At 40.4% G+C, this 12211-nt stretch carries 10 protein-coding genes and 1 pseudogene; 8 read left to right on the top strand and 3 right to left on the bottom strand.

All coding sequences use genetic code 11. The features are described from left to right. The first annotated feature begins 57 nt into the window (after positions 1-57). The 5 genes from GXP67_RS00655 (at position 58) to GXP67_RS00635 (ending at position 5650) form a co-directional block, all read left to right on the top strand. Positions 58-489 (top strand): helix-turn-helix domain-containing protein, encoded by a 432-nt coding sequence (locus GXP67_RS00655; RefSeq protein WP_162441276.1) that lies wholly within the window; start codon positions 58-60, stop codon positions 487-489. Between the two features lie 5 nt (positions 490-494). Then, positions 495-1103, top strand: coding sequence for an IS630 family transposase (locus GXP67_RS00650; protein ID WP_232064508.1), 609 nt, complete (start codon positions 495-497; stop codon positions 1101-1103). A 116-nt stretch (positions 1104-1219) separates the two neighbouring features. Further along, on the top strand, positions 1220-2290 hold the full coding sequence (locus GXP67_RS00645; protein WP_162441372.1) for a fatty acid desaturase family protein: 1071 nt from the start codon (positions 1220-1222) through the stop codon (positions 2288-2290). A 76-nt stretch (positions 2291-2366) separates the two neighbouring features. Further along, positions 2367-4646 (top strand): glycosyltransferase family 4 protein, encoded by a 2280-nt coding sequence (locus GXP67_RS00640; RefSeq protein WP_162441371.1) that lies wholly within the window; start codon positions 2367-2369, stop codon positions 4644-4646. After that, positions 4643-5650, top strand: coding sequence for a glycosyltransferase family 4 protein (locus GXP67_RS00635; protein ID WP_162441370.1), 1008 nt, complete (start codon positions 4643-4645; stop codon positions 5648-5650). The genes GXP67_RS00640 and GXP67_RS00635 overlap by 4 nt, the downstream gene beginning before the upstream one ends. Here the strand turns inward: GXP67_RS00635 and GXP67_RS00630 are convergent. Beyond that, positions 5639-7111, bottom strand: a complete 1473-nt coding sequence (locus GXP67_RS00630; RefSeq protein WP_162441369.1) for a glycoside hydrolase family 130 protein — start codon at positions 7109-7111, stop codon at positions 5639-5641. The two genes, GXP67_RS00635 and GXP67_RS00630, sit on opposite strands and share 12 nt — an antisense overlap. Before the next feature lie 929 nt (positions 7112-8040). Here GXP67_RS00630 and GXP67_RS00625 point away from each other — a divergent pair. After that, positions 8041-9278 (top strand): annotated as a pseudogene (locus GXP67_RS00625) (IS3 family transposase). An 81-nt stretch (positions 9279-9359) separates the two neighbouring features. Continuing rightward, the gene (locus GXP67_RS00620) at positions 9360-9515 is read left to right on the top strand and encodes a hypothetical protein (RefSeq protein WP_162441368.1); all 156 of its coding nucleotides are present in this window, start codon (positions 9360-9362) and stop codon (positions 9513-9515) included. Between the two features lie 296 nt (positions 9516-9811). Here GXP67_RS00620 and GXP67_RS00615 read toward each other — a convergent pair whose 3' ends face one another. Beyond that, the gene (locus tag GXP67_RS00615) at positions 9812-10222 is read right to left on the bottom strand and encodes a TerB family tellurite resistance protein (protein WP_162441367.1); all 411 of its coding nucleotides are present in this window, start codon (positions 10220-10222) and stop codon (positions 9812-9814) included. A 314-nt stretch (positions 10223-10536) separates the two neighbouring features. Here GXP67_RS00615 and GXP67_RS00610 point away from each other — a divergent pair, with 314 nt between their 5' ends. After that, positions 10537-10764, top strand: coding sequence for a hypothetical protein (locus GXP67_RS00610; protein WP_162441366.1), 228 nt, complete (start codon positions 10537-10539; stop codon positions 10762-10764). Between the two features lie 160 nt (positions 10765-10924). Here GXP67_RS00610 and GXP67_RS00605 read toward each other — a convergent pair. Next, a protein-coding gene (locus tag GXP67_RS00605) for an IS3 family transposase (protein ID WP_162441365.1) occupies positions 10925-12087 on the bottom strand; the annotation gives its coding sequence in 2 pieces (ribosomal slippage) (positions 10925-11844 and positions 11844-12087; 1164 coding nt in all). Between the last annotated feature and the right edge of the window lie 124 nt (positions 12088-12211).

The following is a 12211-nucleotide window of genomic DNA, read 5'->3' as shown; positions in this document are numbered from 1 at the left end:
TTACTAAGTAAGAGTACACAATTAAGTATAAGATTTTGGCAAATTGTATCTTTGCTTATGCGTTATATCAAGAAGATTACAGACAAGCAAAAACAAGACTTAGAGAAGATTCATAAAGATAGTAAAAGTTATCAGGAACGTAACCGTTGCCAATGTATACTGTTATCCAATCAAGGCTATCAAGTACAGAAGTTAGCAAGCATTTTTCAAGTAAGTCAGTTAAGTATTTATAAGTGGTTTGATCGCTTTGAGAAAACAGGTGTGGTAGGGTTAAAGAACCAAAAAGGGAAAGGCAGAAAACCCATCCTTACTACCAGTAATGCTACCCATGTTGAAGTAGTGGAAAATAGCATAGAGAAAGAAAAACAACAACTTAAATTAGCTAAGCGAGAGATAGAAGCTAAATTAGGCACGGCTATGAGTGAGATGACCTTGAAGCGGTTTTTAAAAAAATTGACTACCGATGGAAACGTTTCCGTAAATGGATAAAGCCATTGCAAAACAAAGAAGCATATGAGCAGAAAGTCAAGCGATTACATGCTTTGCTTTATTTGGCACAGACAGGCAGTATAGATTTATATTTTGGAGACGAATCAGGGTTTTGCCTTACCCCTTGTGTACCTTATGGATGGATCAAAAAAGGCGAACACGCCCCTATTTTATCCCAAAGAAGTACAAGGATAAATGTATTTGGCTTGTTAAGTACAAATAATGAGTTGCTTACTTATCAGAAAAGTGGGAGTCTAAACGCTGACTTTATCATTGAATGTGTAGAGGCCTTCTCAACATCTATTTCCAAGTTTACTGTCATAGTCTTAGACAACGCCTCCTGGCATACATGTGGCCTATGGGAAGTCAAAAAAGAAGAATGGGAACAGAAAGGATTATACATCTTTTTGCTGCCTAAGTATAGTCCTCATCTTAACAGGATCGAACGATTTTGGAAGCAGGTGAAATATCATTGGCTCAAAGCCGAAGACTATCTGTCTGTAGAAGCGCTTAAGGAGGCACTTTATACCATCTTTTCAGGATTGGGTACTTACTTTAAACTTGATTTTAAAAAACTTGAAGTAGATGAAAATATTATACTTAATTGTGTTTAATTACTTAATTATAATAAATTATTAAACCTGCTAGACTAAGCAACTGTAAAAGCCGTATAAATACTTATTGATAAGTAATCAGTATAAATCCTTATATAAGTAATGGTACCCCGTATATGTCCAAGGTAACCTTCAATAATAAGCAAAGTCCCTTCTTTAAGTCATTAAAAGAAAAAGTAGACCAGTACTTTGCCAGTAACCACCTTCATCCTTCTGGTAATAATACTCTATTGATAAAAGGGCTGATCCAAGTTTCTTCTGCTATCCTACTATATATTCTTCTTGTTTTCTTTACACCGGCTCCGTTAATTGCTGTTGCATTATGCATGTTGCTAGGTATGAATCTGGCCCTTATCGGCTTTAATATTATGCATGAAGGCGGCCATCAGAGCTTTTCTAAACATGCCTGGCTCAACAGTACTTCTGCTTATTTTCTGAATGTGCTGGGAGGAAATACTTACTTCTGGAAGGTGAAGCATAATATAAACCATCATACCTATACTAATATTGAAGGAATGGATTCTGATATAGATGTAAAGCCTTTTATGCGCTTACACCAGAGCCAGCCTTTATATAAGATTCATCGGTTCCAGCACTTTTACTTTTTCCTGCTTTATGGCATTTCTTATATCACCTGGGTATTTTATCATGATTTTGAAAAGTATTTTACTGGCAAAATTGCGGCTAATGGGGTTTCACAACCCTTAGAAAAGAAAGAACATTATATTTTCTGGCTTACCAAAGTATGCTATATATTCTTCTATCTGGTATTGCCCATACTCATGGTTGGATTTATAAAAACGATCATCGGCTTTCTAATTGTTACCGTTGTTTGTGGGCTGTTTATTGCTGTAGTTTTTCAGCTGGCACATGTGGTAGAAGGCACGCATTTCCCCGTTCTTGAAAAAGATATAAATAAAATTGAGCAGGAATGGGCCATACACCAGGTAAGTACAACGGCTAACTTTGCCACCAATAGTAAAATAACTTCCTGGCTGCTGGGTGGGTTAAATTTTCAGGTAGAACATCATTTATTTCCCAGGGTAAGCCACATACACTATCCTAAAATCAATGAGTTTGTAAAACAGACTTGCCAGGAGTTTAATGTCACCTATATAGAACACCCTTCTGTGCTGAAGGCCCTGCATTCCCACTGGTTATACATCCGAAAACTAGGGAATGCTTAAGAATGAAATGCTATCAGCCGCCTTTAAATAATATATTTTCTCTCCAGCCATTTGGCTTCACCTTAAACCGACATGAATGAAAATCGCCTATATCTCCACTTATTTACCACGTGCCTGTGGTATCGCCACTTTTAATAATAATGTGGTCAAAGCTATCCTGGCGAATCAACCTGTGAATGGACAGAGCGGACAGGAAAGCAGTTTTGGGATAGCCATGAATGATTCTGATGAGTTAGATGAATACGAATACCCAGATGAAGTCAAGTTTGTCATCAGGCAGGACCGCCAGAAGGATTATATTATGGCCGCTACGTATATTAACACCAGTGATGCCGATGTTTGCCTGTTGGAGCATGAATTTGGTATTTTTGGCGGTGAAAGCGGCATCTATATCCTACCCTTACTCCACCGACTGGAAAAACCTCTTATTACCGTACTGCATACCATTTTGCAGGAGCCTTCCTATACACAGAAAATTATTATTCAGGAAATTGCCCAGCGGTCTGCCAAACTGATTGTGATGAGCCGCAGGGGTATTGAATTTTTGACTACAATTTACCAGATACCGCTTGAGAAAATACAATTCATTGAACATGGGGTACCAGACCTGGAAGCACCTAAAGTAAATCCCCTACATACGGTTTCGCCTTTCCGCAATCACCGGGTACTCTTCAGCTTTGGTCTGCTGAGCCGCAACAAAGGATTGGAAACCGTAATTAAAGCCTTACCAGCCATTGTGGCAAAACATCCGGAAGTGGTATATGTGGTATTAGGCAATACACACCCGGGCGTTGTACGCAGTTCCGGAGAGGAATACCGGGAACAGTTAAAACTGCTGGCAATCCAGCTTAAAGTAGACAAGCACCTGATATTCATTAATAAATTTGTTTCAGAAGCTGAACTGATTAATTATCTCACGGCGGCCGCCATTTATATTACGCCCTATAACAATGAAGCGCAAATCACAAGTGGCACCTTATCCTATGCCATAGGCGCAGGTGCTGCCGTAGTATCCACTCCTTACTGGCATGCGGTTGAGTTACTGGCCGAAAACAGGGGCCGGCTGTTTGGGTTTAAAGATGCAGAAGCACTGGCAAAAGCAGTAACTGAGTTGTTAGACGATAGTGCCAAATTAAAAGAGTTGCAAGCGAATGCCTATCAATATGGACTTCACCTGCGTTGGCCCACCATCGGTGGAGAATATTTACAGGCCATAGAAGAAGGCATTTCTCAGGCAGAAATAACCCAGGAGAAACTACTCCAGATTGTAGACCCGGAAATTATTCCTGAATTTAGCCTGGCACATGTACGCCGGCTAACCGATGATACCGGCATTGTACAGCATGCTAAATATGGCATTCCAAACCTCAAAGAAGGTTACTGCCTCGATGACAATGCCCGGGCATTGATCATGGCACTAATGGCTTATCAGCGCAATAAAAGCAAAGAAGCTCTTGACCTGCTCCCTATTTATTTGAGTTACATACATTATTTGCAGCGAGATGATGGCAACTTCCGCAATTTTCTTAGTTTCACCCGCCAGTACCTGGATGAAATAGGCTCTGAAGATTCTTTTGGCCGGACGGTGTGGGCCTTGGGTTATCTGATCAATTGTGCTCCCAATAATTCATACCGCGAATTTGCCGGGGAGCTATTTTCCAGGTCGGTGCCTCATTTTAAACAACTGCACCACCTGCGAGGCATCGGTAACACCATCATTGGCATTGCCTATTATCTGAAAACACATCCGGATGACGAGGGTATGGTGAAAGAACTGGTACATCTGACAACCTCATTACTGGAAGCCTATCAGCTTCATAAGCAAGATACCTGGCACTGGTTTGAAGATAAGCTTACCTACGACAACGCTATTTTACCTCTGGCCCTGCTTCATTCCTGTGAAATTACCGGCGATGAACAGGTAAAACAAGTGGCCATGGAATCATTGAGCTTTCTGGATAAGCTGAGCTTCCGTAATGGATTTCTGAGCCCGGTTGGTAACCAGGGATGGTATAGCCAGGGCGAAAAAATGCCCTTATTTGATCAGCAAGCCATTGAAACGATGGCCATGGTGTTAATGTATTTGCAGGCGTATCAAACCACACATCAACCCGAGTTTATTGAGAAAATGTTTGTCAGCTACCGGTGGTTTCTGGGAGAAAATATCCTGCGGGTGCCTTTGTATGATCATGAAACCAGAGGATGCTGTGATGGCTTGCAGCAAACCGCCATTAACCGGAACCAGGGCGCAGAAAGTACACTGGCTTACCTGATTTCTCATTTAACGGTGCTAAAAGCCCTGGAAATTGAATATGAATACGACCAGGCCGGAAATACACTGGTACCTGCTTTATGAGAGTCGCCGTACTTGCTCCTGTAGCCTGGCGAACGCCTCCCAGGCATTATGGTCCCTGGGAGCAGGTCGCTTCTAATGTAGTGGAAGGTTTGGTGGAACTGGGAATAGATGTTACCCTCTTTGCAACTGCTGATTCTGTGACAAGTGGTAAATTAAATGCCGTTGTAGCGAAAGGGTATGAGGAAGACCGGGAACAAGATGCCAAAGTGCTGGAATGTCTGCACATCAGTAATCTGATGGAAAAAGCAGCGGAATTTGATATGATTCATAACCATTTCGATTTCCTGCCGCTTACTTATTCGGGATTGATTCGTACGCCGATGGTAACGACTATTCATGGGTTTTCATCCGAAAGGATTATTCCGGTATACCAGAAATATGCTGCCAGCTCGCATTATGTATCCATCAGCCATGCTGACCGCAGCCCTTTACTCCCATATATTGCTACCGTGTTTAATGGACTCCGGGTGAGTGATTTTTCCTTTACTGCACAACCGGAGGATTATTTATTGTTTTTTGGCCGCATCCACCCAGACAAGGGTACATCAGAAGCCATTGAGATTGCCCGGAGAAGCAATAAGCGTTTATTTATCGCAGGAATAATTCAGGATCAGGAATGTTTTCAGGAGAAAGTACAGCCATTTTTAAATGATGATATTGTATTTCTTGGCCAGGCTGGGCCAGAGCAACGCAATCAATTGCTGGGCAATGCCCTGGCACTTTTACATCCTATCCGTTTTAATGAACCCTTTGGTTTAAGTGTAGCAGAAGCTATGCTTTGTGGCACACCGGTTATTGCCTTCAACAAAGGCGCTATGCCCGAACTGATCCAGTCTGGCTATACAGGTTTTCTGGTTGATACAGTAAACCAGGCGGTAGAAGCTGTTGGGCATATTGCTCAGATTCACCGCTCAAACTGCCGGGAATGGGCGATTTCTAATTTTTCGCAGCAAAAAATGGCGAATGACTACCTAAGCGTTTACCGGCAGATTTTAAACCGCTGAAGATGTATCCAGCAGTTTAGCAAGCAGAGATTCCAGATCTACCGTTGCAAAAGAAGAACAATAATCAGACAGGCCATAGGGAATCAGCAGTTTACCATTATGGATAATGGAACCGCAGGAATACAATACATTGGGCACGTATCCTTCTCTTTCTTCTTTATTGGGAATCAGCAAAGGTTCGCTTAAATGACCTATTTCTATCGAAGGATTTTCCAGATCAAGCAGGCTTACTCCCAGGCAGTAGCGCCGCATCGGACCTACACCATGTGTAATCACCAGCCATCCATGTTCCGTTTCAATGGGTGAGCCGCAGTTGCCGATCTGAATAAACTCCCAGCTGTATTTAGGCTCCTGCATCCTGACAGGGTTTTCCCACACATTGATATTACTAGAGTACATAATATAATTACTCCAGCCATCAATCCGCGACATCATCACAAACTGGCCGTTAATTTTACGGGGGAAAAGTGCCAGATTTTTATTGTGGGCACCGGCACCATAGAGTGGCATTACCCGGAAGTCGTAAAAATTCCGGGTTCTCAGCAGTTTGGGCATAATTTCAGAACCATCATAGGCGGTATAAGTAGCGTAATACACAATGCGGCCATCTGGCTCCGTAAAACGCACAAACCGGGCGTCTTCAATGCCTTTACGCTCAAACTCCGAAATAGGAAATATAACCCGGTCGGATATATCGGTATCCAGCGAAAAGGATAGCTCGTAATAGGAATCTGCCAGCCAGAGCACTTTATCATATTCTCTTTTTAGGGCTGTATCTGGTTGTAATGCCTGCACGTTTGTAACCATCTTCCGCAGCGAAGTAAATTCAAAGTTTTCCTCCAGTTTTGCTTCTACTTCATCTACGATCTGCCCGTTGATATGGGTAGTCAGGGCAGGCTCAAAAAACGTTTTTTTGTTATACTCTGCACCTCGTACAATTTCAGCCTCATCCACATAATTACCCGCTGGTAATACATGCACATTGGTATCCTTGTCCAGCAAGGCACGCCTGAAAACAATAGAGGAGATATGGCCTTCTCCCACGGCTCTAAAGCTGATAATAATTCGTTTTTCTCCCACCTCCAATTCAGACTGGTCGGGGTCCTCTACGATAGAAGGATTAAAAAATGCCGCTGATTCAATAGAATATTCATGGGTAAAGTAGGAGCCAAGTAACAATTTGCGGAAAGGTTCTATTTTTTCAAAATCAATTCCCATTTCCGGAAACAGATATTTTATTTTGGCGCAATGTCTGTTCAGTACCTTTGTGATGTTGCGATGCCGTTTGGAGTATTCCTGCAGAATGGGTGAAATCGTATTAAAAACTTCTTTTTCGCTCAGGCCCATTACCCGTTTAATAACTTGTCTGGCCCTTTCTTCGCCATTAAAGAAGAAGCGGGCAATTACACGCTTGGTATCTGGATATACTTTTTCGGATTTTCTTTCAATGGTAAGTCTCATAAAATTGGGTTAAAACAGTATTAAAGGGATTCTTACCAGGTTTATATTACCAGTAGGCGTTACTTTTGTTAAAGGTAAACTATTTTTTGATGAGCTGAGTGTAATAATATTAATAAAAGACTTAGTATGGGTAAGTAGCCAATCCCAAATCAGGAATCCAGCTGTAAATAAAACTAAATTCTGGGAGAGATCACAAGCTACTCAAAGTGGGTATTCTCCTTTTAGGATTTGTTTTAGAAAAACCAAGTCAGGTGAGAAGTGAACTTGCTACTATTAACTGGAGGAAAAAATAAGAGGGCAGGGGCTATTCTTCAAGGGGCACTACTTGTGCATAAATCTTCATAAGCTTAGTAAATTTTTCCTAGCGAAAAGCGATAAAAGGGGTAGTTTAGAAATCATTTTTCGAGACCTATTTGAGACCTGCCTGTCATAAGTAGCTGATTTATAGCATACAGGCGCTATACTTGTAATCAGTAGGTCGTTGGTTCGATTCCGACTGGGGGCTCTCTAAAAACCCCCAAATTTCGCAAATTTGGGGGTTTTTTGTTTTTAATAATTTGTTGTATTCTGCAGTAACCAAAATGCAGAGATTTTTTTGAAAATTTTTTTAAAATCGAAAAGGGGTATTTTTGGGCTTTTCGCTATTAACTTTAAAAAACGATGTGTTTTCTGATAAATACATCACCCAAGCGCTGTAAGGGTAGATAGCCAAATGGGGATACTGTCGTAACCTGAGAGAGTCAAGACAGAGACTGCTTCTTTTTCCATTGGATAAAAGTATAATTTCTGGCTAAAATATCTTCTTTCTTTTGGCTGTATAACTGCTGTATTTGCTCCTGAGTAGGGATCTGATGCTTGACCTCCAGATATCTCTCCCTGATCTTGCTACATTTGGGTGGACATTAAGTTAAGAGAAAATACTTAACTTAATGAAAATGGGACAAAGAAGAAAATTCGACAAGGAGTTCAAACTAATGACTGTTGAACTTAGTAAGAGCAGAAAAAATTTAGTAGATCTGGCTAAAGAATTGGATATCAAAATTGGATTGATTTATCGCTGGCGCCGTGAGTTTTTAGACAAGAGGGAGGGAAGTTTTCCTGGCCATGGAAAACCAAAACAAACCCCTGAAGAAGCAGAAATAGCCCGTCTAAAGAAGGCATTAAAGGATGCAGAAATGGAAAGGGATATGGAGCCGATGCTCACAACGTAGGCAGGTCCAAAAAAGGCGGTCAGCATCTTTTCCAGGAACGATGGGAGATATTCCAATTCATAAAGGATAATCACACTGTATACCCCATTGAGAAGATGTGCAAAGCCTTTCAAGTAAGTAAAAGTGGATATTATGGATGGATAAACAGTGAGCCATCTAAACGAGCTACAGAGAACCGGGAAATTCTTCAACAGATCAGAGTGATCCATAAGGAGAGTGGCCAGACCTATGGTAGCCCAAGAATCAGTAAAGCCTTGAAAGCGAATAACATTTCAGTTTCCAGACCCAGGGTTGCCCGCTTAATGAAGCAGGCTGAGCTTAGGGCAAAAAGAATTAAAAGGTATAAGGTCACTACGGATTCAAAGCATAGCTATCCGGTGAGTGAAAATCTACTGGATCGAAATTTTACAGCTAATGCAACAGGTCAGGCCTGGGTATCAGACATGGACCTGCAGACGATGTCAGCATCGGGTCCACTTATATCAGAACCATTACAGGTTGGCTATATCTTACGGTGGTACTGGATTTGGCAGACAGAAAGATTATTGGCTCTCGCCTTGAGTAAAACCATGAAGGCCAAAGAGACGACAATAGCAGCATTAAAAATGGCTATAAAAAACAGGCCCGTGATCCAACCTCTAATATTTCATTCAGACAGGGGTATACAGTATGCCTGTGATGAATTTAGGCAAGAATTAGGTACATATCCTCTTATTAAGCCAAGCATGAGTCGAAAAGGGAATTGTTGGGATAATGCTGTCGCAGAAAGCTTCTTTAAGACCCTGAAAGTGGAATGTGTATATGATTATAAGTTTGCCCATCAGCAGCAAGCGGCTACCACTGTTTTTGAATATATAGAAATCTGGTACAACAGGAAAAGACTGCATTCCTCTCTGGGATATAGAACACCAGCCCAGATGGAGCAACTTTTAAATCAATATGTGTTAGTTGCTTAATTTATTGTCCACAATTTTGTTGCAAGTCCAAAGATATATAATGCACAAGAGGAAAAACTGCAAAGCAAGGCTAGTAGTAAGTTGAGAGAAGAACAGAGAGCAAAACAAAATTTTGCATTATGGACGCAGCGATTTGGCAATGAAGATGCTCAACGTATGCTTGAAGGAAAACTATGGATTGGCATGAGTTTAGAGCAATTAATGACGGTAAAAGGACAACCTAACAACAAAAAGTGAGAACACCCGAAAACAATTTATGAATTTGGTGGTATAGGAAATGGGGTGGTCGTTACTATAGAAGATTCCAAAGTAATCACCATGGTTAACAGATGATCTGCTTTTTATTCTTTCATACTTATTAGATAAATTCCTAGACAAGTTCAGTCATATACTTTTTACCTTAGAAAGTTTAATTGTTGCATTTTCTAAACGAGTCTCTATGTTGTAGTATATTATTAGAGTACCTATGCTTAACTAACTGATCTAGGTAAAAAGTGTTGCCTATTACCTTACTTACTTTACAGATCAGTACTTTACAGACCAGTTGGAGGAGTGTTCCATAGTTTTGTGATCAACTCAATCATGTGATCTACTTCTTTTGGTTCTAACCCCAGCCTTTGAGCTAACTGTAAACATAACTCGTACTCTTTGGCGTGTACCTGCCCATTGACCATAGACATGTAAACCGCATCGGCTAACTGATCTTCTTTATCCACCCTATTCTTTGGAATGATAAATTCTAGCAGCTCTGCCTGCCGGATGATCTTTTCTGCTTCTCCTTCAGATAGACCAAATTCCTCAGATTTCTCAGTAAGAAATATAGTTTCTTCTTCATCCAAAAAGCCATCAATAAAAGCTACAGCTACCAGATTTTCAAAGTGTTCTTGCTTGATTTTCTTAGTTTGCAATAAGGCAGGCATAAAATAATATTTATCGTGAATCAAGATATATCAGAGGATGATTATCCACCTAACTTAGATTAATCTACCTACCTGACCTATAGGTAAACAGAAGCTATCAGAAACTTCATCCCAACCACCCTACTGATGCTAATATAGTTGTAGTACTATTAAGTAGCTAATAATCAATTATTTGATTTCACTTAAAATTTCTAATCTGCTTTCTTTGTGGTTTCCTCATGTAAGATTTGGGTATAGATTACAAACAACAACCCTTTGGTAGCTTTATTTTATGCCTTGTTGCAAAGCAGAGAATATTAAGTTAAAAGCTGTCTTTAGGGATGATAAACTAGACAAGTATGATCGTTAGACTAGATCCTTTCCTTACTAAACTAGAGCATCTTTCGTATGTGCATTATCATTGTGAGAAGATAGAAATGATGCTCTTTATTACCCTCTATGGCAGGGAAGAAATGGAAAAGTATATCATTCTTGAGCCTGTTACTGCCCGAGAGTATCACAAAGTTGCCACTGCTTTAGATGAAAATCTACAAGAAAAGAGCAGCCTTACTTTCCTGCAGGATTGATGCGAATAGAATCTCCACCACTATTCATTTTTTTATATAAGGAGAGTTAACTTCAGGTTTGGATTAATTTTAATACCGATGGAGCCCTTAGAGATTAACAATTCTTTCCAATTAATAGATGAGCAACAAGCTGGAATTGCAACGGTTTACTGGAGGATTTTCAGGCAGCTAATCTTTTTTCTTCTAAATAGCATTGATACTGTTGAGGACTTCTATTGCCTAAAGCAGAATGCCTTCTTTTTTTATTATACCAGCCTTCGATGTATTCAAAAACAGAAAGTTTTGCCTGTTGTTTATTAGCATAATAGTCATGATATATTAACTCTGTTTTTAGAGTTTTGAAGAAACTTTCTGCAATTGCGTTGTCCCAACAGTTGCCTTTCCTGCTCATACTTTGCAAAACGGGCATTCCTTTTAGCTGTTTTCTAAAATCTGTACATGCGTACTGCACTCCTCTATCGGAATGAAACAATAGGTATTGCTTTATAGGCCTATTTTTGATGGCCATCTTCCAGGCAGCTATCGTAGTATCATTAGCTTTCATGTTATCACTCATTGCCCAGCCAACTACCTTTCTGTCAGCTAAATCCAGTATAGCTGTCAGGTATAGCCATCCTTCTCCTGTTCTAATGTAAGTTAGATCTGACACCCACTTCTGCCCAATTGCCTGTGCAGAAAAATCTCTATTAAGGTGGTTTTCCGAAATGGCATAGTCATGTTTAGAATCCGTAGTCTGTACCCGGTATTTCTTCCTGATGATACTCTTGATATTCGCTTTCCTCATCAGCCTGGCTACCCGTGGACGTGAAGCTTGGATACCCTGTTCCCTTAACTCACTAGTGATTCTGGGACTTCCATAGCGCTTTTTGCTATCATCGTATATTTTATGGATGTCAACTAATAACGCTTGTTCCTTAACTGTCCGGGAACTGATAGGGTGTTTGAGCCAGTAATAGTAACCGCTTACACTTACTTTCATCACCTTACACATCTTTTCAATGGGAAACAGTGAGTAGTTTTCCTTTATGAATTGAAATATTTTCCATCGCTCTTGGAAAAGATGCTGACCGCCTTTTTTAATATATCGCGCTCCAATTGGGCCTCCTTCAACTCCTTTTGTAAGCGTTTGATTTCTAATTGCTCTGCTGTAAGTCCTTGCTTCTGGCCGGCAACTATCTTACCTTCCTGTAGAGTTTGTCTCCACTTACTTAATCTACCCGGATCAATCCCTAATTCTTGAGCCGCTATTTTTACGGATCCCTTTACATAGGATAATTCTACAGCCATTTGTTTAAATGCCTCATCAAATACTTGTCTCTTCATAGTGTCAAATTTAATGTATTATTAAATCTGCCTATCTTTTGCCCTCCAGTCAAAGGTAGCAAGTCCAATAATGACCTTATCAATAAACAACAGGCGACTGATGGTGGAAGCTTCTGGCTATGGC

Origin of the sequence: Rhodocytophaga rosea (assembly GCF_010119975.1) — a bacterium.
Classification (GTDB): domain Bacteria; phylum Bacteroidota; class Bacteroidia; order Cytophagales; family 172606-1; genus Rhodocytophaga; species Rhodocytophaga rosea.
Note: the sequence above shows the minus strand (reverse complement) of the source record. Positions and strands in the feature narration are given on the sequence as shown.

What these genes read in the sequence shown, in the direction of transcription:
- GXP67_RS00655 (WP_162441276.1), top strand. Translation starts at nt 58, where the DNA reads ATGCGTTATATCAAGAAGATTACAGACAAGCAAAAACAAGACTTAGAG.
- GXP67_RS00645 (WP_162441372.1), top strand. Translation starts at nt 1,220, where the DNA reads ATGTCCAAGGTAACCTTCAATAATAAGCAAAGTCCCTTCTTTAAGTCA.
- GXP67_RS00640 (WP_162441371.1), top strand. Translation starts at nt 2,367, where the DNA reads ATGAAAATCGCCTATATCTCCACTTATTTACCACGTGCCTGTGGTATC.
- GXP67_RS00635 (WP_162441370.1), top strand. Translation starts at nt 4,643, where the DNA reads ATGAGAGTCGCCGTACTTGCTCCTGTAGCCTGGCGAACGCCTCCCAGG.
- GXP67_RS00630 (WP_162441369.1), bottom strand. Translation starts at nt 7,111, where the DNA reads ATGAGACTTACCATTGAAAGAAAATCCGAAAAAGTATATCCAGATACC.
- GXP67_RS00610 (WP_162441366.1), top strand. Translation starts at nt 10,537, where the DNA reads ATGATCGTTAGACTAGATCCTTTCCTTACTAAACTAGAGCATCTTTCG.